The sequence below is a fragment of the Parahoeflea olei genome, assembly GCF_001703635.1.
GTDB classification, from domain to species: Bacteria; Pseudomonadota; Alphaproteobacteria; order Rhizobiales; family Rhizobiaceae; genus Hoeflea; species Hoeflea olei.
The window spans coordinates 100,323-127,052 of the sequence record NZ_LQZT01000004.1 but is presented as its reverse complement, the minus strand read 5'-3'; the positions used below and the strand labels follow the sequence as shown (position 1 = coordinate 127,052).

Annotated in this window: 24 protein-coding genes; 13 read left to right on the top strand and 11 right to left on the bottom strand. The window is 65.8% G+C overall.

Annotation, left to right across the window (positions count from 1 at the left end):
- Window positions 1-73: 73 nt before the first annotated feature.
- Window positions 74-3,613 carry a S8 family serine peptidase gene (locus AWJ14_RS05275; RefSeq protein WP_066175894.1) on the bottom strand — a complete coding sequence of 1,180 codons (3,540 nt, stop codon included), beginning with the start codon at window positions 3,611-3,613 and terminating at the stop codon, window positions 74-76.
- 546 nt (window positions 3,614-4,159) lie between these two features.
- Here AWJ14_RS05275 and AWJ14_RS05270 point away from each other — a divergent pair.
- On the top strand, window positions 4,160-5,011 hold the full coding sequence (locus AWJ14_RS05270) for an AraC family transcriptional regulator (protein ID WP_066175893.1): 852 nt from the start codon (window positions 4,160-4,162) through the stop codon (window positions 5,009-5,011).
- A 127-nt stretch (window positions 5,012-5,138) separates the two neighbouring features.
- Here AWJ14_RS05270 and AWJ14_RS05265 read toward each other — a convergent pair whose 3' ends face one another.
- The 4 genes from AWJ14_RS05265 to AWJ14_RS05250 are packed head-to-tail and all read right to left on the bottom strand — an operon-like array spanning window position 5,139 to window position 8,042.
- Window positions 5,139-5,789, bottom strand: coding sequence for a glutathione S-transferase family protein (locus tag AWJ14_RS05265; RefSeq protein ID WP_066175887.1), 651 nt, complete (start codon window positions 5,787-5,789; stop codon window positions 5,139-5,141).
- Window positions 5,782-6,414: a DedA family protein gene (locus tag AWJ14_RS05260; RefSeq protein ID WP_066175884.1), complete on the bottom strand. Its 633-nt coding sequence runs from the start codon at window positions 6,412-6,414 to the stop codon at window positions 5,782-5,784. Before AWJ14_RS05260 ends, AWJ14_RS05265 begins: the two co-directional genes overlap by 8 nt.
- Window positions 6,411-6,827 carry a hypothetical protein gene (locus AWJ14_RS05255; RefSeq protein WP_066175882.1) on the bottom strand — a complete coding sequence of 139 codons (417 nt, stop codon included), beginning with the start codon at window positions 6,825-6,827 and terminating at the stop codon, window positions 6,411-6,413. The genes AWJ14_RS05260 and AWJ14_RS05255 overlap by 4 nt, the downstream gene beginning before the upstream one ends.
- 3 nt (window positions 6,828-6,830) lie before the next feature.
- A complete protein-coding gene (locus AWJ14_RS05250) occupies window positions 6,831-8,042 on the bottom strand; it encodes an NADP-dependent isocitrate dehydrogenase (RefSeq protein ID WP_066175877.1) in 1,212 nt (403 codons plus the stop codon).
- Between the two features lie 233 nt (window positions 8,043-8,275).
- Here AWJ14_RS05250 and AWJ14_RS05245 point away from each other — a divergent pair, with 233 nt between their 5' ends.
- From AWJ14_RS05245 to murI, 5 genes are all read left to right on the top strand, one after another.
- Entirely contained in the window at window positions 8,276-8,692 is a 417-nt protein-coding gene (locus AWJ14_RS05245; protein ID WP_066175874.1) for a MarR family winged helix-turn-helix transcriptional regulator, read from the top strand.
- Window positions 8,693-8,768: 76 nt separating this feature from the next.
- Window positions 8,769-10,040 carry a beta-ketoacyl-ACP synthase II gene (gene fabF, locus AWJ14_RS05240; RefSeq protein ID WP_066175871.1) on the top strand — a complete coding sequence of 424 codons (1,272 nt, stop codon included), beginning with the start codon at window positions 8,769-8,771 and terminating at the stop codon, window positions 10,038-10,040.
- Window positions 10,041-10,105: 65 nt separating this feature from the next.
- A complete protein-coding gene (locus AWJ14_RS05235) occupies window positions 10,106-10,669 on the top strand; it encodes a GNAT family N-acetyltransferase (RefSeq protein ID WP_245304137.1) in 564 nt (187 codons plus the stop codon).
- Window positions 10,670-11,485 carry an RNA methyltransferase gene (locus tag AWJ14_RS05230; RefSeq protein WP_066175865.1) on the top strand — a complete coding sequence of 272 codons (816 nt, stop codon included), beginning with the start codon at window positions 10,670-10,672 and terminating at the stop codon, window positions 11,483-11,485.
- Window positions 11,482-12,273 carry a glutamate racemase gene (gene murI, locus AWJ14_RS05225; RefSeq protein WP_066175862.1) on the top strand — a complete coding sequence of 264 codons (792 nt, stop codon included), beginning with the start codon at window positions 11,482-11,484 and terminating at the stop codon, window positions 12,271-12,273. The genes AWJ14_RS05230 and murI overlap by 4 nt, the downstream gene beginning before the upstream one ends.
- Before the next feature lie 9 nt (window positions 12,274-12,282).
- Here murI and AWJ14_RS05220 read toward each other — a convergent pair whose 3' ends face one another.
- On the bottom strand, window positions 12,283-12,999 hold the full coding sequence (locus tag AWJ14_RS05220; RefSeq protein WP_066175859.1) for an ArsR/SmtB family transcription factor: 717 nt from the start codon (window positions 12,997-12,999) through the stop codon (window positions 12,283-12,285).
- A 115-nt stretch (window positions 13,000-13,114) separates the two neighbouring features.
- On the opposite strand from AWJ14_RS05220, the gene AWJ14_RS05215 reads away from it, so the two are divergent.
- The 4 genes from AWJ14_RS05215 (at window position 13,115) to AWJ14_RS05200 (ending at window position 16,324) form a co-directional block, all read left to right on the top strand.
- Window positions 13,115-13,366, top strand: a complete 252-nt coding sequence (locus AWJ14_RS05215; protein WP_066175854.1) for a DUF1127 domain-containing protein — start codon at window positions 13,115-13,117, stop codon at window positions 13,364-13,366.
- A 149-nt stretch (window positions 13,367-13,515) separates the two neighbouring features.
- The gene (locus tag AWJ14_RS05210; RefSeq protein ID WP_066175986.1) at window positions 13,516-15,048 is read left to right on the top strand and encodes a helicase HerA domain-containing protein; all 1,533 of its coding nucleotides are present in this window, start codon (window positions 13,516-13,518) and stop codon (window positions 15,046-15,048) included.
- 30 nt (window positions 15,049-15,078) lie between these two features.
- Window positions 15,079-15,870: an AAA family ATPase gene (locus AWJ14_RS05205; protein ID WP_066175851.1), complete on the top strand. Its 792-nt coding sequence runs from the start codon at window positions 15,079-15,081 to the stop codon at window positions 15,868-15,870.
- Between the two features lie 289 nt (window positions 15,871-16,159).
- Window positions 16,160-16,324: a DUF3309 family protein gene (locus AWJ14_RS05200; protein ID WP_066175847.1), complete on the top strand. Its 165-nt coding sequence runs from the start codon at window positions 16,160-16,162 to the stop codon at window positions 16,322-16,324.
- A gap of 163 nt (window positions 16,325-16,487) precedes the next feature.
- Here AWJ14_RS05200 and AWJ14_RS05195 read toward each other — a convergent pair whose 3' ends face one another.
- Together AWJ14_RS05195 and pepT are read right to left on the bottom strand one after the other, a co-directional pair.
- The gene (locus AWJ14_RS05195; RefSeq protein ID WP_066175844.1) at window positions 16,488-17,249 is read right to left on the bottom strand and encodes a hypothetical protein; all 762 of its coding nucleotides are present in this window, start codon (window positions 17,247-17,249) and stop codon (window positions 16,488-16,490) included.
- Between the two features lie 374 nt (window positions 17,250-17,623).
- Window positions 17,624-18,856, bottom strand: a complete 1,233-nt coding sequence (pepT, locus tag AWJ14_RS05190) for a peptidase T (protein ID WP_066175834.1) — start codon at window positions 18,854-18,856, stop codon at window positions 17,624-17,626.
- Between the two features lie 308 nt (window positions 18,857-19,164).
- Here pepT and rpsD point away from each other — a divergent pair, with 308 nt between their 5' ends.
- Entirely contained in the window at window positions 19,165-19,782 is a 618-nt protein-coding gene (rpsD, locus tag AWJ14_RS05185) for a 30S ribosomal protein S4 (RefSeq protein ID WP_066175831.1), read from the top strand.
- Window positions 19,783-19,876: 94 nt separating this feature from the next.
- Here the strand turns inward: rpsD and AWJ14_RS05180 are convergent, their stop codons facing one another.
- Window positions 19,877-21,463: an ABC-F family ATP-binding cassette domain-containing protein gene (locus AWJ14_RS05180; protein ID WP_066175828.1), complete on the bottom strand. Its 1,587-nt coding sequence runs from the start codon at window positions 21,461-21,463 to the stop codon at window positions 19,877-19,879.
- 194 nt (window positions 21,464-21,657) lie between these two features.
- Between AWJ14_RS05180 and ttcA the strand changes: the two genes are divergently transcribed.
- Both ttcA and AWJ14_RS05170 read left to right on the top strand, forming a co-directional pair.
- Entirely contained in the window at window positions 21,658-22,542 is an 885-nt protein-coding gene (gene ttcA / locus AWJ14_RS05175; protein WP_425349612.1) for a tRNA 2-thiocytidine(32) synthetase TtcA, read from the top strand.
- Entirely contained in the window at window positions 22,539-23,375 is an 837-nt protein-coding gene (locus AWJ14_RS05170) for an inositol monophosphatase family protein (RefSeq protein ID WP_066175826.1), read from the top strand. Before ttcA ends, AWJ14_RS05170 begins: the two co-directional genes overlap by 4 nt.
- A gap of 119 nt (window positions 23,376-23,494) precedes the next feature.
- On the opposite strand, the gene AWJ14_RS05165 is transcribed toward AWJ14_RS05170, so the two are convergent.
- Both AWJ14_RS05165 and AWJ14_RS05160 read right to left on the bottom strand, forming a co-directional pair.
- Entirely contained in the window at window positions 23,495-25,204 is a 1,710-nt protein-coding gene (locus AWJ14_RS05165) for a flagellin N-terminal helical domain-containing protein (protein ID WP_066175823.1), read from the bottom strand.
- Window positions 25,205-25,407: 203 nt separating this feature from the next.
- Window positions 25,408-26,604: a multidrug effflux MFS transporter gene (locus AWJ14_RS05160; protein ID WP_066175979.1), complete on the bottom strand. Its 1,197-nt coding sequence runs from the start codon at window positions 26,602-26,604 to the stop codon at window positions 25,408-25,410.
- Between the last annotated feature and the right edge of the window lie 126 nt (window positions 26,605-26,730).

Genomic DNA, 26,730 nt, shown 5'->3' with positions numbered 1-26,730 from the left:
CGCTGCCATCACGCGCAGAGACCCGCGGCGTGCAATGCCGCGGGCCTGTCGTCTCGTTGCTTGCCTGGCCGCATTACCAGCGCAGGGAGAAGGAGCCGGACAGACGGTGCTGCTGGGCGCCTTCGCGAAGGTCGACATCATAGCCGGTGGCAAATGTCAGGCCATGGCCGTTGCTGGCCTGCAGCTTGATGCCGCCGACAAACGCGTCCCGGCCGATCGCCTGGCCCTGGCTGGTGAAGCCGGTGCCGAGCACGGAGGCGGAAGCATGGTCGGCGATCTCCAGGAGGTCGCGGCGGTAGCCGAGCGTGGCCTGCGGCGTGAGCTGGTAGCCGTTGTCGAGATCGAGATTGCGGGCGACGGTGACGGCGGCGGTGACGTGACCTTGCTGGTAGGTCTGGCCCTGGGTGACGAGCGGCAGCACGTCGCCGGTTTCTGTGGTTCCGTCAAAGCCGAATGCGCGGTAGCCCAGGGTGAGCGAGGGCAGGACCTTGGTCTCGCCCAGGTCCATGCGCTTTTGCACCGTGGCTTCGGCAAAGCCGCCGAAGCCGTTGTCCTTGCCCGTCAGCGGCGATGCGCCGCCCGCGCCGAAACCGATCTGGCGGGAGACATCCAGACGGCCGTAGCTCAGGCCCGCGCGGCCGGACAGCTCGACGTCCCCATAGGCGACCTGGCCATGGGCCGCGGCCTGGTAGGCGTCGATACTGGCCTTGCCGTCGCTGCCGGCGGAGACACTGGAGCCCTCGTAGCGGACCACGCCGCCGACCCATCCGCGATCGAGCGGAATATCCATGCCGAACGAGGCGCTGGCGCTGTCCGATTTGGTATCGCTGTTGCGGCCGAACCAGACATCGCCCTGGGACCAGAAGCGGGCGGCGACCCCGTCCGTCGTGCCCGACAGCGACAGCTCCGTCTGGTGCTGCCAGAGCGCGTCGGCGAAGCGTCCGACCGAGAACACCATGGACTGGCCGCTGTCGACATAGATGCGGCCGGTGGCCTGCTCGAGACCGGAGGCGACAGCATTGGCATCGCCGCGATAGAGGCTCGAGAACAGCGCCGCCAGATCGGCCCCGGGTCGGGTGCCGGCCGCCGGCCGCGCCGCATCGATCGCGCCGCCGATCACCTTGGCCGCAGCGCTCTGCGAAACGCCGAAGCCCTGAAGGTCGGCATAGCTCAGCGGCGTTGTCGACAGCATCAGGCTGTCGGCGCCATAGACGACGTCGAAGCGGGTGTTGGCGGCCAGGCCTGCGGTCGGCTGCAGCAGGCTCCCGAAGGAGCCGACGATCTGGCCGTCGGACAGGGTGAGGAACCTGAAATTGTCGCCCAGCGACGGCGTGAAGCTGTTGGTGGCCGAGCCGGAAATGCCGCGCAGGGTGGGGGCCAGAACGCCGTCGAGGCTGACCGTGCGGCCGGTTCCCTCGACGGAGATCCGGTCGAAGCCCCCGGCGCCGACCTGGGCCGCGGTGCCGTCGACCTCGATATTCGTCTGGCTGCCGGAGATCAGCGTCAGGTCGCCGTTGATCGTCAGCAGGCCGGGCGACTGGCCCGGGGCGAGGGTGCCGCGCGATGTGACATTGGCCGCAACGGTGCCGTTGCCGGACATGGTGGCGCCCGCGCCGACGGTGACGGCCCCGCCGGTCAGATTGCCGTCGATCCGCAATTCGCCCTGGTCGACGCTCACGCCCTGCTCGAAGCTCGCATTGCCCAACAGCACCAGCGTGCCGTCGCCCTGCTTGGCGAGAGAGCCGGAACTGCTGACCTGGCGGGTCCAGACCAACTTGTCGTCCGCGGTGCCGCCGGCGCCGGCGACATAGGTGCCGGTATCGGCGGAATCGAGCCCGGCCGGCCCCGACTGAAGCGCGAGGTCGAGGCGCAGGAAGCCGCGGCCATAGACTGCGTCGGTGCCCGGATCGCCCAGATCCTCGGCGGTTTCGAACAGGATGTTGGTGATCTGGGCCGGCGTGTAGGTTGGGAAGGCTTCGATCAGCACGGCGAGCGCGCCGGCGACATGGGGGGCTGCCATCGACGTGCCCTGCAGCGCCTTGTAGGTGCCGTCGGTATAGGTCGACAGGATCGGCCGCTCGACGCTGTCGTCATCGGTGCCGCCGGGGGCGGCGATGCACCATTCGGCGGCAACGCCGCAGGCGTTGGAATAGTCGGCGAGCACTTTCTGCGAATCCGTCGCCACCACCACGATGATCCGGCCACGCTGGATGCCGTCGGCGGCTTCCGCTGCCGTCAGGGCGGCGTCGGTCATGTCGGAGAAATCGGCGGTTTCCGAGCCGGAATAGATCAGCTGCCCCGCCGAGTTGGTCCTTACCGCATTGGCCGGATTGATGAACGGGAACAGGCCGATGCCCGAGGGGTTCTCGCCGTAGATCGGGGCCTTGGCCCTTTCGTTGCCGGCCGCGATCGTCAGGATCTGCCCGGCCATCAACGAGGCCCGCACGGCGGTGGCTTCCGCCGTCAGGTCGCCGGTCGCCCAGGACGTTTCGCCTTCGGCCGCATCCGGGCCGAACGAGCCGTTGATGATCCGGACATCGCTTTGGGTTGCCAGATAGGCAATGGCCGCGTCGGTGCCGATGCCCACCGGGTTGGCCTGGCTGCACTGGTTCTCGTCCGTGAGATAGACCGCGCTGCCGCAATAGGTGAGGGCCGTGGTGTTGTAGGTGACGCCGTCGATGACGAAATTGCCGCTTTCGTCGACGTTTTCCGAAGGCATGACCGAGGGGAGGGCCTGAATGGCGAGGATCGTCGCTCCCGGCGCCACACCCTGCATGCCGTTGCCGTCCGCGGCCGCGGCGATGATGCCGGAGACATGGGTGCCATGGCCGTTGCCGTCGGACGACGCGGTCTCGGGCCGGACGAAGCCGGCGTTCACGTCGCCCGCGGCAATCGCCAGGTTCGGGTCATACCAGTGGAACAGCGACGTCGACCGCTCGTCGACCCGGCCCGTGAATTCGGAGTGCGGCGTGCCATTGGCGCGCATGTCCAGTCCGGTATCGACGACGGCCACCACCACGCCTGCGCCGGTCAGGTTGCGGTTCACGGCTTCCTCCGCGCCGATGGCGCCGAGGCCCCAGTTGCGCTGGAACTCGGTCATGCTGCCGAGATCGACCGCATTGTCCGCGCCGGGCGGCAGGGCCAGGGCCGCACGCAGGCCGTTGCCGGATGCGGTGCCGCTTAGACCCGCGTCAAAGCCCGCGTTCCGCGCCTGACTGAGCGCCAGATCGGTCGCCAGCCTGATTTCGCGCGAAAGGCCGGGCGCGATGGCCAGCGCCCGGCTTGCCACCGCTTCGGCCCGGAACGGGGTGATCCGCGCATTCTCGTAGACAGAGGCGATCAGCGAGGACTTGCCGTAGGAGGCTGCCAGGGCCAGGGCTTCGGCCAGTTCCGCGGTGTCGAGCTGTGCCGAGTCCTGCTGCAAGGGCGCGGCGGCGGCGCCCGCCGTCTTCGCCGTCGCAATTGCAGGCGTGGCGGTGCGCACGGGTTCGGCCGCCATCAGCGGGCTCGACGCCAGAGCGGTCGAGGCAAAAAGCGCGGTCAGAAGGCAGGCGCAGTGCAGGCCCGTGGTCCGGTTGCGCTGGCTGGCGTTGCTGGTCGAAGAAAAGTCCATGGATGGTCCCCGCATGGTCGCACTGTAAAAATCGGTGTTTCGGAGCAACAGGCCGCTTGCGAACGGTCCGGCTCTCCTCGAACTCTCGGGATGGCTGCCCTGTCGGTTCCGGTTGATCCGCGATCCGAATCTCAAACTGAAGATGATTGAAATCATTACGGTTTTTGTTCGTGATCGGTCCCGGCCGGTCATGCATGACGGCGCCTCTCCCGCGAAATTTTATAGGTGAAGGAAAATCGCGGGGATATATCGGCTAACGCCGCGTTCGTCCCGGAATGGCCGCATTTTGTACCAGTCGCGCGTTTGTCGGGCCGGGCTTCGCGATTTTGTCTGAATTCGGCCGCAGACTGGGCGGGAGAGGGATCATGTGTCCAGGGTATCGGCCCGGGGCCTCATTTGTGAGATGGCAGCGCGATGCCTTGACGGCCTGCATTCCGAGACGCGCGCAGATAGACTGGATCCGGCCGCCGGCGCGGCCACGCAACTCAGCAAGATTTATGCGGTCGGGATGTGCTGTTACGTCTGTCGACCGACGGAGGGACCGGCATGGCAGGCAGCGCAGGCATCAGGGATTACCGCAAGCGGCTCGAGCGGGTGCGTGACCACATTCGCGCCCATCTCGACGGGCCGCTCAATCTCGACGAGCTTGCCGATATTGCCTGTCTGTCCCGCTTCCACTGGCACCGCACCTATCGCGGCCTGACCGGGGAAACCGTGTGGCAGACCGTCAGGCGCCTGAGATTGCACCGGGCTGCGGCGGACCTCGCCACCGGATCGGATCCGGTCGAGGCCATCGCCAGGCGTTCGGGCTACACCAATGCCCGCGCCTTTACCCAGGCCTTCAAAAGCGATTTCGGGCTGTCGCCGCTTCGCTACCGCGCCGAGGGCGGTCACCGGCGCTATGACAATCCTGAATGGCAGGAGACAGACATCATGTATGACGTCCGCATCGAAGAGCATCCGGAGACCACGATCGCCGGGCTGATCCACAATGGTCCCTATATCGACATCGGCGCGACCTTCGACCGGTTTGGCTCGATGCTTGCGGTCAATGGCGGCTGGGAAAAGTCCGCCGGCATGGCCGCGGCCTATTATTGCGACCCCGACATCACCCCGCCCGACGCGTTGCGCTCGATCGCGGGGATGGTGCTGAGGCCCGGCACGAGCGCGCCCGATGGCCTTGAGACCTGCGTGCTGCCGGCCGGGCGCTATGCCGTCCTCACCCACAAGGGGCCCTATGGCGAACTCGGCAAGGCCTACAAATGGCTGTTCGGGCAGTGGCTTGCGGAAAGCGGGGAGGCGGCGGGGCCGGCTCCTGCGGTGGAACGCTACCTCAACGGCCCGGTCGACACGGCGCCGCCCGACCTGATGACGGAAATCCACATGCAACTGGCCTGAGCCGGCCGGCCGCGCCGGGGGCGTGCGAAAGCCCGTTGCGCCCTCGACGCGGCCCGCCGCCTGCGCCATACTTGACGCCGTCCATCCGGAGCTCTTCTGGAATTTGTTGTGGGACAGTCCAGACTTCTCATCGCTCCGGATGGACGCCATACCCCTCTCTCGTCAGCGGCAACCGGGCCTCGGCATGGGACCACCAGGCCGCAAGCCGGGGGCAGCTTTGCGTCACGGCCGGTGCCGCGGGACTTTCGAGCACGTAGCCCATTGCGCCGGCGAGGTAGCAGTCGGCGAGCGTGGGCCTGGGGCCCATGAGCCAGGGCGCGCCCGCAAGTGCCTCGAGCGCGTCGAGCACGGTTTGCGCGCGGGCCATGCTTCCTGCGGCCGGCTCCCGGCCCTCCGACACGGGCACGTGGAGGCCCCAGACGATCGCGGGATAGACGCCCGTATCGACGATCGAAACGATCTGGTTCATGCGTGCACGATCGGGGGGCGAAGACGGCTGCAGCGGTGGTCCATCGAAGGCCTCGTCCACATAGCGGGTGATCGCCAGCGTTTCGTAGAGACGCAGCGCACCGTGCCTCAACACCGGGATCCGCCCGAAAGGCTGGCCGGCCGCGCGCGCCTTGTCCGCGCCGCCGGGGCCGAACACGTCCAGCTGCTCGAACGCGTGGGGCACGCCCTTCAAACGAAGCGCCAGCCGGCAGATGCGCGTATAGACGCTGTAATCCGCCCCAATCAGCACCGGCAGGCCCGGGTCGGCTGGTGCCTGAGGATCAGACATTCCTGTCGTCCTTTCCGGTCGGGTCGTGGCGCGCCCTGGCCTTGCGGATGGTTTTGAGCAGCAGCCAGCCGAGCCAGGCTGCAAGCGCGAGCAGCGCCAGTGCCATCGACATGTTGCCGAGGATCCCGCCAAGGGTCTCGATGTTCGAACCGAAGCTGTGGCCAAGGGCGATATAGATCGACACCCACAGAAGTTCGCCGGCGACGCTCCAGAGCGTGAACACGCTCCAGTTCATCCGGGCGATGCCGGCGGCGACATTGATGGCCGGGCCGAGCGCGGTGAACAGCCAGCGCGACAGGAACACGCCCGACGAGCCCCAGCGGTCGATGAAGGGCCTTGTGGCGGCCGCCTTCTGCGCCAGCGCCCCGAGCGCGCCCTTGCGGTCCTCGGCCGACCGGGCGATCGCCCAGCCGATCAGGTACCCCAACTGGTCTCCGGCCAGCACGCCGGCGGTCGCCCAGAGGAAGGCCTGCGCGATGTCCGCGTCGCCATTGGCGGCGAGCGCGCCGAGCATCAAGAGCGCCAGCGACGTGGGCAGGGGAAAGCCAAGCTGCCCGATCGCCAGGACAAGGGCGGCGGCGGGCAGCCCGTAGACGGTGAGCAGTTCCAGCACCTGCTCTGTCATGGTCGCGCGGGGGCCGGGGTTTCCGACGGGGGCTGCGGCTCATGGGGCGGGGGAGCCTGGCCACGGTTGCGCCGCACCCGGTCGACCGCGGCCAGAATCTCTCCAGCCAGCGCCTCGACGCTGCGTCCCTGCTGCTCGGCGATCTTGATCAGCGGCCGGCGGTCCGGGCCGGTCGGCGGCAGGCCGATCGCGTCATGGACCAGCCCGGGAGCGACCCGGTAGGACTTGGCGACATAGCGCACCGTCATCCAGCCCTCGATCGGCTCGTCGGCATGGGCCTGCCAATAGACAAAAAAAACGCTGGCGCGGATGAGAAACACCAGCGCCAGCGTGATGGTCAGGATGAACCCGAGAGTGAGCCACCGGTTGGACCGCCACAGCCTTTTGAGGGTCGCGACGGGGCCGGCGGCCATGCGTCAGCCCATGGCCTTCTGCAGGTTCTCGTCGATCTTGTCGAGGAAGCCGGTGGTCGACAGCCAGGGCTGGTCGGGGCCGATCAGCAACGCCAGGTCCTTGGTCATGAAGCCCGATTCGACGGTCTGCACGCAGACCCGCTCCAGCGTTTCGGCGAAGGTTGCGAGCTCGGCATTGTCGTCGAGCTTGGCGCGGTGGGCGAGACCGCGGGTCCAGGCGAAGATCGAGGCGATCGAGTTGGTCGAGGTTTCCTCGCCCTTCTGGTGCTGGCGGTAGTGACGGGTCACCGTGCCGTGGGCGGCTTCGGCTTCCACGGTCTTGCCGTCCGGCGTCATCAGCACCGAGGTCATCAGGCCGAGCGAGCCGAAGCCCTGCGCGACGATGTCGGACTGGACGTCGCCGTCGTAGTTCTTGCAGGCCCAGACATAGCCGCCGGACCATTTCAGCGCAGAGGCGACCATGTCGTCGATCAGGCGGTGTTCGTACCAGATCTTGGCCTCGGCATACTGCTCCTTGAACTCCGCCTCGTAGACTTCCTCGAACAGGTCCTTGAAGCGGCCGTCATAGGCCTTGAGGATGGTGTTCTTGGTCGACAGGTAGCAGGGCACGCCGCGCATCAGCGCGTAATTCAACGAAGCGCGGGCGAAATCGCGGATCGAATCGTCGAGGTTGTACATCGCCATGGCGACGCCGGCCGAAGGAGCGTCGAACACGTCGTGCTCGATGGTCTCACCATCTTCGCCCACGAACTTGATCGAGAGCTTGCCCTTGCCGGGGAACTTGAAGTCGGTGGCGCGGTACTGGTCGCCGAAGGCGTGACGGCCGACGATGATCGGCTTGGTCCAGCCCGGCACCAGGCGCGGCACGTTCTTCATGATGATCGGCTCGCGGAAGATCACGCCGCCGAGGATGTTGCGGATGGTGCCGTTGGGCGACCGCCACATCTTCTTCAGCCCGAATTCCTCGACGCGGGCTTCATCGGGGGTGATGGTCGCGCACTTGATGCCGACGCCGTGCTTCTTGATGGCGTTGGCCGCGTCGACGGTGACCTGGTCGTCGGTCTCGTCGCGGTACTGCACCGAAAGGTCGTAGTAGTCGATGGGCAGATCGAGGTAGGGCAGAATCAGCTTTTCCTTGATGAACTGCCAGATGATCCGGGTCATCTCGTCGCCATCGAGATCCACAACCGGATTTGCAACTTTGATCTTCGCCATACTTTATCGACCTTTTGAGAGCGTTGTCGTGGGGGGAGGCGCGAAGCCGTCCGTTGAATTTGCGCCTCTCTTAACAAAAGCCACGCGGGCGCACAACACGCACGCGCGGCCACGGGAGCGGCCTGTGGGTAGTCGCGATCTGCGGAGGCAAGACCGGGCAGGCGGGCCCCGGCGCAGGGGCTTGGGCGCTGGCGTGTGGTTGACAAGGTGTAGATACACGGTAGGGTGCGCGAATGGCATATGACTTTTCCGACTGCGTGTTGCTCAACACGGTGATGGCCGCGCGGGCCATGACCCGCCGATACGATGCGCGGTTGCAGCGTTTTGGCGTGTCCGTGGTGCAGTTCTCGGTCCTGATGGTGCTGCGGCAGGGACGCGATGAACCGGTGAGCCACATGGCCGAGCGCATCGCGATGGACCGGACGACCCTGATTCGCAATCTCGACCTGCTTGAGCGCAAGGGGCTGGTCCTGGCGGCGCCGGCGGAGAAGGGCAACGGCCGCAGGTTCCGGCTGACGCCGGAAGGCGAGCGCCTGGCCGACGAACTTGTGCCGCATTGGCAGGCGGCGCAGGCCGAAGTGAGGGGACTGCTCGAACCCTTGCAATCCGACCATCTGCTGTCGGCTCTCAAGACCCTGACGGCCGGCTGACATCGCGTTCTTCCGGCCTTTTTTCAACATGCATAGTGTAGATACACCCGTGTAATAGCAACAGAAGGCAAATCAAATGAATCTGGATCCGATCGTGGTGACGGGAATGGGCGTCGTCAGCCCCCTGGGCGTTGGCGTGGAGACGGCCTGGACGCGGCTGATTGCCGGCAGGAGCGGCGTGGTGGCCAATACCCGCTTCGATGTCAGCGCCTTTGCCAGCACCATCGCCGGGCTGGTTCCCTCAAAGGCCGATGATCCGGACGGGTTCGATCCGCGCGACTGGATCGAGGCCAAGGACATCAAGAAGATGGACTGGTTCATCCAGTACGGGATCGCGGCGGCGACGCAGGCCCTGGCGCAGGCAGGCTGGAAGCCGGAAAGCGCCGCCGAGCGTGACGCGACCGCCACCATCGTCGGCACTGGCGTTGGCGGCTCCCCGCTGATGGCGCAGACGGCGACGACGATCCAGGAGCGCGGGCCCGGGCGGCTGTCGCCCTTTACCGTGCCGGCGTTCCTTGCGAACCTGGCGGCCGGGTGGATCTCCATCCGCGAGGGGTTCACCGGCCCGATCGGGGCGCCGGTCACCGCCTGCGCGGCGTCGGCACAGGCGATCGGGGATGGCATGCGGCTGATCCGCACCGGCGAGGCGGAGGTGGTGGTCTGCGGCGGGGCCGAAGGTTCGGTCGATCCGATTTCGATCGGCGGTTTCGCGGCCGCACGGGCGCTGTGCACGAGTTTCAACGACGACCCCGCACGAGCCTCGCGGCCCTTCGATCAGGCGCGCGCCGGCTTCGTGCTGTCGGAAGGCGCCGCGATGCTGGTGATCGAGCGGCTGAGCCATGCCCGCGGGCGCGGCGCCACACCGCTGGCGATCCTGTCGGGCTACGGCACGTCGGCGGACGCCTACCATCTGACCGCCGGCCACCCGGACGGCATCGGCGCCCAGAAGGCGATGCGCAGCGCGCTGGCCATGGCCGGTCTCGCGCCCGGCGAGATCGACTACATCAACGCCCACTCGACCTCGACCGGGGTCGGCGATGCGGCCGAGATTGCCGCCATCGGCCATGTCTTCGCGGGACGGGGGCAGGACTTGCCGATGTCGGCGACGAAATCCTCGACTGGGCATCTGCTCGGCGCGGCCGGCGCCATCGAAGCGGTGTTTTCCATCATGGCACTGCGCGAAGGGATCATTCCGGCGACGATCAATCTCGATCACCCCGACGAGGCGGCCGCCCGCTTCGACCTGGTTCCGAAGGTGCCGCGACGCAAGAAGCTCACCCATGTCCTGTCCAATGCCTTCGGTTTCGGCGGGGTGAATGCCTCGCTGGTGTTCAGCGCAGTGTCCTAGCGCGAACCTTGATTGTCGGCCGATGCGGCAGTAGTGCTGTCGCCCCTGACCACCGGATGGCCGCCATGACAGATTTCCTCGACACAGCCCGGCTGCGGCTGCGCCCGTTTTCTTCCGCCGATGTCGACGCCGTTCATGCCTACCACCGGCTCGACGCGGTGGCGCGGTTCCAGTTCTGGGAGCCGCGCACGCGCGAGGAGGTGGCCACGGAAGTGGACGACTGGGTGCGTCAGCACATGGCAGCGCAGGGCGAGGACTGCGCCGTGTTTGCCGTTACGCTCAAGCAGGACGGAACCCTGATCGGCGACATGGTGTTGTTTTTCCGGGACAGGGAGGCGCGCCAGGGCGAGATCGGCTTCACCTTCCATCCGGGCTTCGGCGGGCAGGGCTATGCCACCGAGGCTGCGCGCGCGGTGCTCGGCTTCGGCTTCGGCCCGTGCGGGCTGCACCGCATCTTCGGCCGTTGCGATGCGCGCAATGCTGCCTCCTGGCGGCTGATGGAACGGCTCGGCATGCGCCGCGAGGCGCATTTTCGCGAGCATGCGCTGTTCAAGGGCGAGTGGGACCAGGAATATTATTATGCCCTGCTTGCGCGCGAATGGGCGGAACAGGACCGGGAAGAAGCTTAGATGGCGGGAACCGACAGAAACCGGGAACTGATCACCGGCGGGCCGGCCATCGTGCTGGTGGAGCCGCAGCTTGGCGAGAACATCGGCATGGTGGCGCGCGCCATGGCCAATTTCGGGCTGTCGAATCTCAGGATCGTCAATCCGCGCGACGGCTGGCCCAACGACAAGGCGGTCAGCGCCGCCTCGCGCGCCGACCATGTGATCGAGGGCGCGGTGGTGTTCGAGACCCTCGAACAGGCGCTCGAGGATCTCAATTTCGTCTATGCCACCACGGCGCGGCCGCGCGACGGGCACAAGCCGGTGGTGGGGCCGGTCGAAGCCGGCGAAGCCCTGCGCGGCCGCGAAAATGCGGGCGAAAAGACCGGCCTCCTGTTCGGGCGCGAGCGCATCGGCCTGCGCAACTGGGAGGTCGGACTTGCCGACGCGATCGTCACCTTTCCCGTCAATCCCGCCTATGCCTCGCTCAACATCGCCCAGGCGGTGCTGCTGATGTCCTATGAATGGATGAAATCGGGGCTCGCCGATCCGCACCAGACCGCCTTCGCGAGGCCCGAGGTCACGCCAGCCCCCAAGGCCGACCTGCACGGGCTGTTCGGCCAGATCGAGCGCGGGCTCGATGCCCGCGGCTATTTCCGCTCCGAAACCAAGCGCATGAAGACCGTCGACAATCTGCGTGCGGTGCTGACCCGGCCCGGATTCTCGACCGCGGAAATCAATCTGCTGCGCGGTCTTTTCGCCTCATTTGAGAAGTTTGATCGCACACGACAGCCGGACGAGGGCGACGCGCTGCGCGATCACGGGGAGACTGAGGAATGAGCGACGGACCGGTCCTGGTTTTCGACAGCGGCATCGGCGGCCTGAGCGTGCTGCGCGAGGCGCGCGTGATCATGCCCGGGCGGCGCTTCGTCTATGTCGCCGACGATGCGGGTTTTCCCTATGGCGCCTGGGAGGAAGACGCCCTGCGCGACCGCATCGTCGCGCTGTTTTCCGGCCTGATCGAAACGCACCGGCCGGCGCTGGCGCTGATTGCCTGCAACACCGCCTCGACCATCGTGCTGTCGGCGCTCAGGCAGGCGTTTCCGGAGGTGCCTTTCGTCGGCACCGTGCCGGCGATCAAGCCCGCCGCCGAGCGCACCCGCTCGGGCCTGGTTTCGGTGCTGGCGACGCCTGGCACCGTCAAGCGGCAATACACAAGGGACCTGATCCGCGACTATGCCGGCAAGGTGCATGTGCGGCTGGTGGGGTCGGAAAATCTCGCAGGCCTGGCCGAGACCTATATGCGCAAGGGCTTTGTCGACGAGGCGGCGGTGAGCGCGGAGATCGCGCCCTGCTTCGTCGAGCAGGACGGCCGCAAGACCGATATCGTGGTGCTGGCCTGCACGCATTTCCCGTTTCTGGTCAACCGCATGCGCAAAATGGCGCCGTGGCCGGTCGACTGGATCGATCCGGCCGAGGCGATCGCGCGCCGGGCGCTCGCGATCGTCGAGACGCTGCCGGGCGGCGACGCGCTGCCTGACGACAAGGACACGGTGGTGTTCACCTCGGGCAACCCGGACCAGAACGTGCAGCGGCTGATGCACGGCTTCGGACTGAGCGCCGGCTGAGGCCGGCAATCAACGCGGCGGCGCCAGCAGATCCAGCGGAAGGCCGAAGGTTTCGTGAAAGCCGCGCTCGCCGTCGCGGGTGATGCCGAGCGCGCGGCTGTCGGTCAACGGGCGGACCCAGTGTCGTTTGAGGGACTGGTCGAGCAACTGCGCGCCGAGCCGGCCGCCCAGATGCATGCGCCGTTCGCTCCAGTCGAGGCAGGTGCGGCAGAGCGGCCGGGCGGATTTCGGCTTCGGATCGAGCTCGATGCCGAAATCGGCGAAAAACCGCCGGCCGTCATTGGTGACGAGGCCGGAGCGGTCCTCGACCACGATCAGCCCGCGCGCGATCAGCGCATCGGTCATGGCAACGGCCAGTCGCCCTGCCATGTGGTCGTAGCAGGTGCGGGCCTGGCGCATGGCGAGGTCGCGCGGGCCGGTGGGCCGGTGACGTTTCGGGCCGATGGCTGCGAGATGGGACAGGCTTTCGAAGGCGTCGGCGACCGCAGACGATGCGATCCGGTAATAGCGGTGGCGGCCCTGTTTCTCGACTGCGATCAGATGGCCGTCGACCAGCCGCGCGAGATGGGCGCTGGCGGTCGGGGCGCTGACGCCCGCGTGATGGGCGAGTTCCGTCGCCGTGAGCGCCTTGCCGCTCATCAGCGCCGAAAGGATGTTGGCCCGGGCCATGTCGCCGATCAGGGCGGCGATGGCGGCTATCGTGGTTGCGCTTGCCTGGTTTGTCATGCCCGGACCCTAGCGGCTGCAGCTTGCCGCGTCATCCTCCGATGCTTCGGCCACGGCCGAAGCATCGCCCGCATGCGCCGGGCTAGGTGGTCGCTTCAGCCAACGGAGCGACATCATGACCAGCGAGACCCGACCCACCGCATTGCCCCTGTGCCAGCAGACGAGCCAGGAGGGCGCCGCCAGGCCGGAGGCGGGCTTTGCTGCGGGGGCACGTGTGGTATGGTCGCTCGGACGGTGGTTGGCCCGCGCCTGCGACCGGCGGCGGCAACGGCTGCATCTCGGTGAACTTGATGACCACCTGCTCAAGGATATCGGCGTCAGCCGCCGGGAGGCGCGGCGGGAAGCCAGCCGCTGGTTCTTCTCCTAGACGACCCCTCGAAATTCCTCGAATTTCTGTGTATTTCCCGGATCGCCGCAATCGTGGCGGATAATTTCTGCTAGGGAGTGCGGTGGCCGATTTTTATGGGCGACCCGGTTGCGGGCCGTCCCGCGTTCAATCTTGGGAGTGAAGCCGGAGTGAAGGTCGGAATTGACATGGGAAGCCTGACCAGCGGACAGCCGGCCAAGCTCGACATCGAGGAACTGCTCGCCACCCGTCTTCTGGTGCAGGGCAATTCCGGCTCCGGCAAGTCGCATCTGCTTCGCCGCCTGCTCGAACAATCGGCGCAGTGGGTGCAGCAGGTGATCATCGATCCCGAGGGCGACTTCGTCACGCTGTCGGAGAAATACGGTCATCTGGTGGTCGAGGGCGAGCGCAGCGAAGGCGAGATCGCCGGCATCGCCAGCCGCATCCGCAAGCACCGCGTCTCCTGCGTGCTCTCGCTCGAAGGCCTGGAAGTCGAGCAGCAGATGCGGGCTGCGGCGATTTTCCTGAACGCGATGTTCGATGCCGAGCATGCGCACTGGTATCCGGTGCTGGTGGTGGTGGACGAGGCGCAGATGTTCGCGCCCGCGGCCGGCGGCGACGTCTCGGAAGACGCGCGCAAGATGTCGCTCGGCGCGATGACCAACCTGATGTGCCGTGGCAGAAAGCGCGGGCTCGCCGGCGTGATCGCCACCCAGCGGCTTGCCAAGCTCGCCAAGAACGTGGCCGCGGAAGCCTCGAACTTCCTGATGGGCCGCACCTTTCTCGACATCGACATGGCGCGTGCGGCCGATCTCCTGGGCATGGACCGGCGCCAGGCGGAAATGTTCCGCGATCTCCAGCGCGGCAATTTCGTGGGTCTTGGCCCGGCGCTGTCGCGGCGGCCGCTGCCGATCGCCATCGGCGCGGTCGAGACGCAGGCACGGTCCTCGAGCCCGAAGCTGATGCCGATGCCCGAAGCGCCCGCCGATGTGGAGGATCTCAAGGACCTGATCTTCACGCCGGATCCGGAGGAACTCACGCGTCTGGCCCAGCGCCGGGTACGGCCGGCGCCGCGTCCCACCACCGACATTTTGGCGGAACTGTCCCGCGCCACGCCCCTGAGCGACCAGCCGTCACCGCGGCCCGGCCGCGACGCCTCGGCGCCCGAAATGGATGCGGACGAGCGCGAGCGGCGGGTGGACGCGGTGTTGACCGAAATTCTCGCCGATCCGCAATCGGGCTACCGCACCGATGCGGCGCTCTACCAGGATTTCATGGTGCGGCTGAGGATGCGGCGCGTGCCGGGCTCACCGATGCCGCTTGGCGAATTCCGCCGCCGCGTGGCCATCGCCCGCTCCGGGGTCGATGCCGAAACCGCGGAAACCGAGGTCTGGGCCACGGCGCTCACGCTCTCGGCCACCGTCACGGAAGACCTGCAGGGCGTGTTCCTGATGCTCGCGCATGCCGCGATCAAGGGCGAGCCCTGTCCGTCGGACGCGCGCATCGCCCGCGCCTATGGCACCCACTCGGCCCGGCGCGCACGTCGGCTGCTCGGCTATTTCGAGGAGCAGGGCCTGATCATCGTCCATGCCGACCATTCCGGAAAACGCATCGTCGGCCTTCCAGACTTGCAGGCCGAAACCGCGCCGGGCGCCGCGGATGCGCCGGACGACGAGGCCGGGAATGCGGAAGCCGCGGAGTAACGTCCGGCTTCCAGGCTTGAGGGTGAGCGATTGGCCCGCGACAAACGACAGACCCGGCTGCCGGCGCCATTTCTGAAGCGGTTGACGCTTGTCGAGGACAAGATCGCGGGCAAGACCGGCTATCCGTTCGATCTGCCCTGGTTGCGCGACGACAGCTTCGATCTTCGCTTTTCCACCCCGGTCACCATTCTCATCGGCGAAAACGGCACGGGAAAATCAACCCTGGTGGAGGCGATCGCTGCGCTCTGCGGCTTCGACGAAGCCGGTGGCGGCAAGGGCTACCGCCCTGTCGATCACGAGCGGGCGCTCGACAGAAGCGGCGCGGCATTGGCCGACGTGCTGCGCGGCGCCTGGCTGCCAAAGGTGACCACCGGCTGGTTCTTCAAGGCCGAGACGTTCTTTTCCGTCGCCCGGTATCTGGATGTCGCCGCGCTCGATGACCCGATGTCCGGGCCGCCCCCGGATTTCCTGTCCTGGAGCCACGGGGAGGGGTTCGTCCGGTTTTTCGAGGAGCGGATGTCGCGGCAGGGCATCTATTTCATGGATGAGCCGGAAAGCGCCCTGTCGCCCAAGCGGCAGCTGGAGCTGCTGCGCATCCTGCACGGCATCCAGGAGCGCGCCGCGGCGCAGGTCATCATGGCGACCCATTCGCCGATCCTGATGGCCTTGCCCGGGGCCCGCCTGCTCGAGATCACCCGGCACGGCATCGACGAGGTGAACTACCAGGACACGGAGCATTTCAGGCTCTATTGGACATTTACGTCCGATCCCGACCGCTTCATCGCCGACGCGCTCGGCGAGGATGGCGAGGTCGGTCTGTAGCGCTGCCGCCGGGCGCCACTGGCTGGCCTGCAGAAGCGGCCTGAAGGCTTTCTGTCCGGTCGCAATCACCGCGTCAGCGGGGGATGCTGCAAGCCGTCGGTGCCCCGATCCGTCAGTCCAACGCAGAGGCCGGCAAGCGCCGGTCGCCGGCGGCACTCACAAGGCGGCTTTCGCAAGTCGGGATCGACGCGCAAGGGAACCATTCAAACCTGCCCGCGTTGAGACGTGCCGATCCGGGTCCTGGCCCCAGTTCTTGTCGAGGTCGGCGCCACGCACAGGAGAAAATCGCATGACGCTCGGCACCATTCTGCTCATCATCCTTATCATCGCGCTGCTTGGCGGCTTCAGCGGCCGCTTCGGAGGCTACGGCTACGGCTTCGGACACGGCGGCGTCGGCGTGCTCGGCCTTCTTGTCATCGTGCTGCTCGTTCTCGTGCTCATGGGACGAATCTGACGGCCTGGCGGGACTGCGCCAGCGCTCTGCCGGTGCGGTCCCATCGTCCTGTTGCAGAAGGGATGATGCGGCCAGGCTGCGCGCGTAGCGGCGACGCACCCGATCATGAACACCGGGTGGAGGCGCGATCCTCATTGAGATCGGTTGATGTCCTTGCATGGCGTTACTGCGCAGCTTCCATGTATTCCCTTTTGGCGGCTAGCCAGGCCTCGTACACCGCCTGAATCTCAGAACTGTCGCCACCCGATCGCTTAAGTTCATCAAGTCTGGCCCCCAGTTCCTTCACGCGGCTGCCCAATTCGGTCATGCTCTGATCCCCTGAATGGCCGCTCGGAGACAACTGGTTCGGCTGGCTCGGAGACGAAGCTGGTGCGGCTGTTTCGGCGACGGGTTCGGGCTCTTCGCCTGGCCCGCCCCACTCTTTCCAGGATCCTGGATATTCGGGCAGATCCTCATACAGGATCCCCGTCTTCTGCTGCATCTGCCAGAGGCCTTGACCTTCGTTCACCACCACCTGGATGCCATTGGTCTTGTCAAAATAGATCTTCAGGATACCGTGTGCATAGCCTTGCTCGGCGTCTGAATTGTAGACGGCAGGCAGGATTGCGCCTGAGAATTGAGCGACCCATATCGCGCCCAGTTCCTCATTGTAGACGCGTGTGAGCCCCTCGACCTTGGTCCGCACCGAGAAATCATTGCTGCCCAGCTTGCTCCGTCCGAAGGATTTCTGCGCATCGACGAACCTATCAATGAAGTCTTGGATCTCCCGCTGTGCCTGCCAAGGAGTGACGCCCTGGACAGTTTGAGATTCTTGTGAAAACGCCGGCTCGTTGGCTGCGAACGTGCCGCCGGCCAGAAATGCGGCACCAAGTATCGTCGCCGCAAACAGATCGCGCAGTCGCCTTCCTGAAACAGGTTTTGTCATGGTGTTCAAGCCTCCCTGTTGGAATAATACGCAATCGTCTTTCTTGGAAAGTACGATTGCAGGAGAGCATCCTCAGGTTGACGTGAGTATATTTGCCTTTTTTTACATGAAATCCAAGTTGCCGGGCGGGCGCTTGGGCGTGGCACGCGGTCGCAGGACGTGGGTGTCTTTCTGACTGTTGTGGTATCAAGGCCTCAGCCGGCGCCGCATAATCCTGCCGTAAATTGGGGCAGTCAGCTTATAGGGCCGAGAAGAAGGTTTATCCGGTCCTCGGCATCAACACCTGGTGCGCTATACTAGAGGGGAGAATGCGTAAGCTGCAGCAGGCCATGTCGACTAGTTCCTCATTTGGGCTTGGTTCTGGGCGGTCCGGCTCACGCCCGCTCTTCCCAGACCTTTGCCAGTTCGACGATGGTGGCCACGGATTTTTCCATGTCCTGGACGCTGATCCATTCGAGCGGCGAGTGGTAGGAATGGCCGCCGGTGTAGATGTTGGGGCAGGGCAGGCCCATGAAGGACAGGCGTGAGCCGTCGGTGCCGCCGCGGATCGAATGCGTGACCGGCTCGAGCCCGACGCGGCGCACGGCTTCCATGAGATTGTCCATCACCTCCGGGTGGCGGTCGAGCACTTCCTTCATGTTGCGGTACTGCTCGGTCACGGCAAAGCGCATGGTCGAGCCGGGATAGGCGGTCATCACGTCCTCGGCGATGGTCTTGAGCAGGTCTTCCTTTTCGGTGAGGCCTTCGTTGACGAAATCGCGGATGATGAAGCCGAGCCGCGCCCGGTCCATGGTGCCGGAGATGCCGGTCGGGTGGATGAAGCCTTCGCGGCCTTCGGTGCTCTCCGGTGCAAGGTCCCTGGGCAGACGCGCGACGATGTCGGCCGCGATCTTGATCGCGTTCTCCATCACGCCCTTGGAGGTGCCCGGATGCTGGGCGACGCCGACAATCTCGATTTCGACGCCGTCGGCGGAGAAGGTTTCGTCCTCGACCTCGCCGATCACGCCGCCATCGAGGGTGTAGCCGAAGGCGGCGCCGAGCTTGTCGAGGTCGACCTTGTCGGCGCCGCGGCCGATCTCCTCGTCGGTGGTGAACAGGAGCCGGATCGCGCCGTGGCGGATCTCGGGAGTGGCGAGAAGCGTGGCGGCGGCACTCACGATTTCGGCAATGCCCGCCTTGTCGTCGGCGCCCAGAAGCGTGGTGCCGTCGGTGGTGACGATGTCATGGCCCATCTGGTTGGCGAGATCGGGATGCTCGCTCATCCTGATGATGCGACTCGGGTCGCCCGGCAGCGTGATGTCGCCGCCCTGGTAGTTCCTGAGCACCTGCGGGCGGACATTGGTACCGGTGAAATCCGGCGCGGTGTCCATGTGCGAGCAGAAGCAGATCACCGGCACGTCCTTGTCGGTGTTGGCCGGCACGGTCGCGTAGATGTTGCCGTGCTCGTCCATATGCGCGTCCTTGAGCCCGAGCGCCAGCAGCTCGTCCACCAACAGGCGGCCGAGATCCTTCTGCTTGGCGGTCGAGGGCTGGGTCGAGGAGGAGGCGTCGGACTGGGTGTCGATGACGACATAACGCAGGAAACGGTCGAGAACGGTATCGGTCATGGAAAACTATCCTTCTGGCGGGAACCCAAGCTATAACGAAGCGCGCAGGCCACGGGAATAGGTGCCGTTACCGCAGCTTTGAGGCGACAGGCGGACGGCGGCGTTGACAGCTGCGGCCCGATGCTCTAGACACCCGGCCAGCGCGAGGGCCGATCGGTTCCCGCGTTTTCTTACGTGTCCCGTGGACGGTTTGTCACAATGCGTGCGTGAACCGTTCTGTCAGGTCCCGAAAACGGGGGCCAGAGGAGGGCGCGTTTCCTTCATCCGGTTTGGCAACAGGCCGGAGCAACCTTTTGAAAGGAAATGCGATGAGCAAGCGCGAATCGTCCAAGTACAAACTCGACCGCCGCATGGGCGAAAACATCTGGGGCCGTCCGAAGTCCCCGGTCAACCGCCGCGAATACGGTCCCGGCCAGCACGGTCAGCGCCGCAAGGGCAAGCTCTCCGACTTCGGCGTGCAGTTGCGCGCCAAGCAGAAGCTCAAGGGCTATTACGGCGACATTTCGGAAAAGCAGTTCCGCAAGACCTATGACGAAGCCAACCGGATGAAGGGCGATACGCCCGAGAACCTGATCGGCCTTCTCGAGCAGCGCCTGGACGCCATCGTCTACCGCGCCAAGTTCGTGCCGACCATCTTCGCTGCCCGTCAGTTCGTCAACCACGGCCACGTCACCGTCAACGGCAAGCGCGTCAACATCGGTTCGTACCGCTGCAAGGCCGGCGACGTGATCGCGGTCAAGGAAAAGTCCAAGCAGCTGGCTCTCGTGATCGAAGCCTCGCAGCTCGCCGAGCGCGACGTGCCGGAATATATCGAAGTTGATCATCACAAGATGAGCGCGACCTTCGTGCGCATCCCGACGCTGAGCGACGTGCCCTACGCCGTCGTCATGGAACCGAACCTGGTCGTCGAATTCTATTCGCGCTAACCGGCTTCCACCCGGATTTCCAAGTTCAGGGCCGCCCTTCGGGGCGGCCCTTTTGCGTTGGCGGGGCGGCAAGAGCCGGGGCCCGCCATGCTTCTCACTGCTCTTCGAGATGCAGGATTCTGTCGGGCTGCAAGGCGGCCAGGAAGGCCTGGTCGTGGCTGACCGCCAGCACGGCCCCGTCATAGCCCGCCAGCGCGGCTTCGAGCGCCTCGATTCCCGCAAGATCGAGATGGTTGGTCGGTTCGTCGAGGATCATAAGCTGCGGCGGCGGGGTGCCGCCGAGGACACAGGCAAGCCCGGCGCGCAGCCTTTCGCCACCGCTGAGATCGCGGGCGGGGCGCAAGGCGTCGCACGCGCGAAAGCCGAATCGGGCAAGGGCCATATGCGCGCCCTGTCCGGTTGCGCCGGGATTGAGGCGCATGAAATTGTCGCGCAGGGTGGCGCCGCGGTCGAGCAGATCGACATGCTGGTCGAGCAAGGCCCATGTGGCGGGAACCTGCACCCGCCCGCCCAGCGGCTCGATCTGCCCGGTGATCAGGCGGATCAGCGTGGTCTTGCCGCTGCCGTTCGGGCCGGCGATGGCGATCCGTTCGGGACCGGTGACGGTCAGCGACAGGTTTCGGATTGCCGGGTGGTCCGGATCGTGACCGCCGGTGAGCCGATCGAGGCTGAGCACGAGCTTGCCGGAGGCAAGGCCGGTCGGCGCCACCTGCATGCGCAGCGGGTCGAGCACCTCGACCTTCTCGCGGGCGGCGGTCAGCGCACGCTCGGCGTCCTCGCGCCGGGCGTCGCGCAACCGGCTGCCGGCGCCGCCGGACGCCTCCGCGCGGGCCTTGGCCGCATCCAGCAGCATCTTGGGCTGGTCAGCCTTCGCCCGCGACTTGCGGCCCGCGCTGTCCTTTCGCGCCTTGCGCTCGGCGGCCTGCTGCGCCCGTCGCGCAGCCTCGGCGCGGGCCTTTTCCGCGTGGGCCAGGTCCACGGCCGCGGCCGTGAGCTCGCCGGCCTTCTGCTCCCGGTAGGCGGTGTAGTTGCCGCCATATCTGGAGGCGCCGAGCGTGGTCAGTTCGACGATCGCGTCCATCTCCTCGAGAAGCCCGCGATCATGGCTGACGATGATCGCGCCGCCCCGCCAGGTGCGCACCAGTTCGATCACCGCGCGGCGTCCGTCGCGGTCGAGATTGTTGGTCGGCTCGTCCATGAGCAGGATGTCGGGTTCGGCCAGGATCAGGCCGGCGAGTGCTGCGCGGGTGCGCTCGCCGCCCGACAGGGTGGCAAGGGGCGTGCGCGGCCCGGCCCTGAGGCCGCTGCGGGCAAGGGCCGCCTCGATCCGGGCGGGCAGGGTCCAGTCTACATCGGCGAGTTCCCCGGCCGCCGCCTCGCCGCGTCCGGCGCGCTCGATCAGGTCGAGCGCAAACGCCGCGCCAAACAGGTCGGCGATGGTGTCGCCGGGCCGCTCCAGCGCCTCCTGGCGCATCAGCGCGCATGTTCCGGTGGCCGTGATCTGGCCAGCCGATGGGGTCAGTTCTCCTGCAATCAGGCGCAGAAGCGTGCTCTTGCCGGTGCCGTTGCGGCCGACGATGCCGGTACGCCCGGGGCCGAAACTCAGATCGAGTTGGGTGAAAAGCGGGGTGCCGTCAGGCGTGGACCAACCGAGATTGGAAAGGGAGATGGATGATGGCATGGGACAAGACTTCTCGCGGCAAAGGCAAAGGGGTGAGGGCTGCGAGGGACTTGTTCATGACAAAAGCATCTCCTGTTCGGGATCCCCTCAAAGATAGGCGCGTTGTCGCCCTTGCGCAAGTTTACGCGGGCACGGATGCGTGTTCGGGCTTGACGGATACGCGCAAAGTGCTCATCCCCAACGCCATGAACCAAATGACGCCTCCCTCAGAGATCACAGAACCGGATGCCGGCGCCGGGCCGTCGGTCTATGCGCATGCGCCATCAAGCGTCAGCTTCAACAAGCTGCGCAAGCGGCTCATCCGCAATGTGCGCCAGGCGATCGAGGATTTCGGCATGGTCGACCATGATGCGGCGGCATCGGGTGCGCGGCCGCGCTGGCTGGTGGCGCTGTCGGGCGGCAAGGATTCCTACGGCCTCCTGGCACTGCTGATGGATCTGAAATGGCGCGGGCTGCTGCCGGTCGACCTGATCGCCTGCAATCTCGACCAGGGCCAGCCGAATTTCCCGAAGCACGTTCTGCCCGACTATCTCAGTGCCCACGGCATTCCGCACCGGATCGAGTACCGCGACACCTATTCGGTGGTGACCGAGAAGGTGCCCGAAGGAGCCACTTATTGCGCACTGTGCTCGCGGCTCAGGCGGGGCAACCTCTACCGCGTGGCGCGCGAGGAGGGCTGCGAGGCGCTGGTGCTCGGCCACCACCGCGACGACATTCTCGAGACATTCTTCCTCAACCTGTTTCATGGTGGACGTCTCGCGGCGATGCCGCCGAAGCTTTTGAACGACGAGGGCGACGTGCAGGTGCTTCGGCCGCTCGCCTATTGCGCCGAGGAGGATCTCGTCCGCTTCGCCGAGGCGCTTCAGTTTCCGATCATCCCCTGCGACCTCTGCGGCTCGCAGGACGGCCTGCAGCGCAACGCGATGAAGGCGATGATCGCCGATATCGAACGGCGCATGCCGGGCCGCAAGGACACGATGATCCGCGCGCTCGGCAATGTGCGCGCATCCCATCTTCTCGACAGGTCGCTGTTCGATTTCGCGAGCCTGTCGCTCACTGAGGAAAAGGCAGAGGCATGACATCGCTTGGCGCAAACGACATCGACTGGCTCACGGATCTTCTGGCGCGGGCCGGGAGCGAACAGGTCATGCCGCGGTTCCGCAATCTGGGTGACGGCGCGGTCCAGCAGAAGACGTCGGCCGCCGATCTCGTGACCGAAGCCGATGTCGCGGCAGAACGGATGATCACGGCTGAGCTGCGCGCGCGCTTTCCCGGCGCCGTCGTGATCGGCGAGGAAGCGGTTGCCGACGATCCCACGCTGCTCGACGGCTGGTGGAAGACCGATCAACTCGCCTTCGTGATCGACCCGATCGACGGCACCTTCAATTTCGCCTCCGGCGTGGCCGCCTTCGGCGTGATGCTGGCGGTGGTCAGGGATGGCGAAACCATCGCCGGCATCATCCACGATCCCGTCGGCCGCGACTGGATCCTGGCCGAGAAGGGCGCGGGCGCGGCCCTGAGGCGCGGCGACGGGCGCGAAAGCGCGCTCAAGGTGGCGGAGCCCGCCGGTTCGATCGGCGCGATGATCGGCTCGGCGTCCTGGCAATACATGGCGGAGCCCGAGCGCAGCCGGGTGGCGCGCAACCAGGGCCAGTGCCTGGGCAGCGTCGCCTATCGCTGTGCGGCGCAGGAATACCGGCTGCTCGCCGGCGGTCACATCCACTTCGCGCTCTACAACAAGCTGATGCCGTGGGATCATCTGGCCGGTGCGCTGATCACGCAGGAAGCGGGCGGGCATGTCCGCCGCTTCGACGGCGAAGCCTACCGGCCCGACCATGTCGAGGGCGGGGTGCTTGCGGCCACCGATCCCGACAGCTGGCAGATCGTGCGCGAGGCGCTTTGGCGGGCCTAATGCTTGTCGCGTTCAAACGGATTCATTTGAACGCCAACGCCAGGCATTCATTCAAGGTTTTAAAGCGCCGCGCATCCGAACGGGTGCGCGGCGCGGCAGTTCATCGATCGCTGATCTGATCACCGGAACAGGGCGAGGATGCTTTCCGCGTTTGAATTGGCGATCTGAAGCGACTGCATCGCCAGTTGCTGCTGTGTCTGGAGAGCCTTGAGGCGGGTCGACTGCTCATTCATGTCCGCATCGACGAGGCGTCCGATGCCCCTGTCGATCGAGGACATCAGGGTCGTCGTGAATTCACTCTGGAGATCGATGCGGGACTGGAGCGAGCCGAGTAGGCTGGCGCTCGCAATGGACCCCTTGAGCATGAATTCCACGCCGCGGATATATTCGTCGAGCGTGAAGTCGTCGCCCGTGATGTCGACCTCGTCAAGGTCGAACTCCAGAGCCCAGCTCGGATTCGACTGCACATTGCCGACATTCACCCGGGCGGCGCGATTGCCGGCCTCCGGATAGACCGAAAGATCCGCTGAAAAGGTGATCTCGGTGCCGTTTGCGGTCACCGCCAGATTGCTCGGCGCCGCCACATACGCGAGCACCGTGGCAAGAGCGGTCGCATCGGCGATATATCCGTCTGTCGTGCCGAGGGCGGCATCCACCACGCTGCGATCGACGGTGTGGGTGGTCAGCGCGCCGGTCCCAACCTGGACGTCAAACCAGAAGGAGCTGGTCGGCGAAACCGTGAACGGTTTGCTGAACGTGATATCGGCCGACGGATACATGTTGTCATGATCCCTGTAAGGCGGGTTCTCCAGGCCCAGGGCATAGCCTGGCGGGTAGGCGCCTCCAAAACTGGAATTGACGTTCATGACCTCGATGCTCGAACCGGGCTCGCCGGATGTCTCGAGAGAGCCGATCTCGAATTTGGAGGGATCGGTGCTGGAAAACATGGTCTCGTAGGCTGTCGCGGGAATGGAGTTGTCGACAAAGAGCTTCTCGAGCACCGTCCTCATTTCGGCTCCCGTGCTGATGGTGCCATCGGACGTTCCGAGCGCTGCATCGACCAGGGCCTTGTCGATCCGCAGTCCTGCGAATGTCTGGCCGGCCGACAAGGCCCCGGCATCGACGAGGAGATCGAACTCGACATAGTCCGTCGCGCCGAAGCTCGCCGGCCCGGTGAAAGTGCGGGCCTCATGGCCCTGATGCGCGATCGAATTGGCGTTGGTTCCCCGGAACCCGCCGATGTCTCCGATCCCGCCCAATTCCTTTTGCAGAATGCCGCCTCCGCCGTCATTGAGCATGCTCGTCATCTTGAGGTTCAGCTCGGTTGTTTTTGCCGCGACAGAACCGCCGGCTGACCGCACGAAACCGGAGACCACGGAGGTGTGCAGATCCGGCGTGTTCATCAAATGCGAGGGGGCGGAGGTCTCCAGCCAGTTGACGCCGCCGAAACTCGCCGCACCCACCACGCTCCGGGTCTGCTTGACGAGTTCGGAGAGTTCCGCCTGGATTTTGGATTTGTCTATTCCGTCTTCTTTCGCAGCGACCAGCCGCGCCTTGAATGTCGTCAGGACATCCACGATCGAATCGGTTGCCGTGTAGGCCACTTCGGCTGCAGCGGCGCCCAGTCCGAGCGCGTCCGTGACTGTCGAGAGCGCCTTGTGGTCCGAGCGCATCGTCGTGGAAATCGACCAGTAGGCCGCGTTGTCGGCAGCTGTCTGGACGTCGAGGCCGGAACTTATGGCCCTCTGCGCCGTCGTCAGGCTCGCGCCGATCGAGCGCAGCGTCTGGAGCGCCGACATGGCGCCGGCATTGGTATGAAGACTGGTCATGAAATCTGCGGTCTAAAATTCTTTGGCAACAAAGAAGGGGCTGCGTAATTCAGCCCATAGAGCCGGTCGATGGTTAACGGGCGCTTAACGTCCGGCTGAAATCCGAAGAATGCAACATGTTGAATTTAAAGGCTTATGTGCAGGCGCGCCAACCGTGTCACCGGTGCTGCGCGCCAGGCAGGTTCCGGTGATCCGGCGATGGCTCAATCCTGGGTGCCGACGCCGAACAGGCGGCCCTTTTCTGCGATCAGCACCATCACCAGGGCGATGCCGGAAACCAGCGCATAACCGGCGGCGAGCGGGAACACGGAGCCGTTGTAAGCCTGGCCGATCGCTGCCCCGACCAGTCCGCCGCCCACCGTCTGGGCAAAGCCAAGGGTCGATGAAGCGGTGCCGGCGATCGCGCCGAGCGGCTCCATGGCGAGCGAGTTGAAGTTCGAGCCGACGAAGCCGAACAGCGGCATCATGAACAGCGAGATGCCGAAGAATACCCAGAACGGGATCGGCCCCATGGCGGTGAGGCCGGCGAGAATGGTGGCGAGAACCAGATAGGCGATCAGCGCCCCGTGCGAGAGCCGGCGCTGGCCCAGGCGGCCGACGAGGCGCGAATTCAGGAACGAGGATCCGGCCATGACGACGGCGACCGCGGCAAAGGCGATCGGGAAATACTCGCCCAGGCCATAGATCTCGACATAGATCGGCTGGGCGACATTGAGAAAGCCGAACAGCGAGCCGAAATAGAAGCTGGTGGCCAGCGTGTAGAACAGCGCGATGCGGTTGGTCAGCACGATGGAAAAAGCCTGGCCGATGCTGGCGATGGTGAGCGGCCGGCGGCGTTCGGGCTTGAGCGTCTCGGGCAGGCGCATCGCCGCCCAGAAGCCGACGACGAGCGAAACCGTCGCCATGAAGATGAAGATGAGATGCCATTCTCCGCCAAGGATGATCACCTGGCCCATCATCGGCGCGAACACCGGGACCACCATGAACACCATCATCACCAGCGACATGGTTGCCGCCATGCCGCGGCCGGAATGGGTGTCGCGCACCACCGACAGCGCGATCACGCGGGTGGCCGCCGCGCCGATGCCCTGCAGGAAGCGGGCCAGCAGCAGGAATTCGAAGCTCGGCGCCAGCGCCCCGGCGATGCAGCAGGTCGCATAGAGCGCGATGCCCACGAACAGCGGCTTGCGCCGGCCGAAGCGGTCGGAAATCGGCCCAAAGATCAGCTGCGCGCCGCCGAAGCCGATGATGTAGGACAGAAGCACGAACTGGACGCGGTTGGCATCGTCCACGCCGAGGCCCTCGGCGATATTGGGGAAGGCCGGCAGCATGATGTCGATGGCGAGCGCGTTGAGCGCCATCAGCGAGGCGACGATGGCGATGAATTGCGGGCGGCCGATGCCTCCGATGGTCGCGGGCTGGCTTGCGGCTGGCGCCGATGTTCCGTGCATCAAATATCCATCCTGTCGGGAACAGACCGCGCTCTGATATCTGTTCGTTGCAAAAACTCTCCCCACAGGCACCAT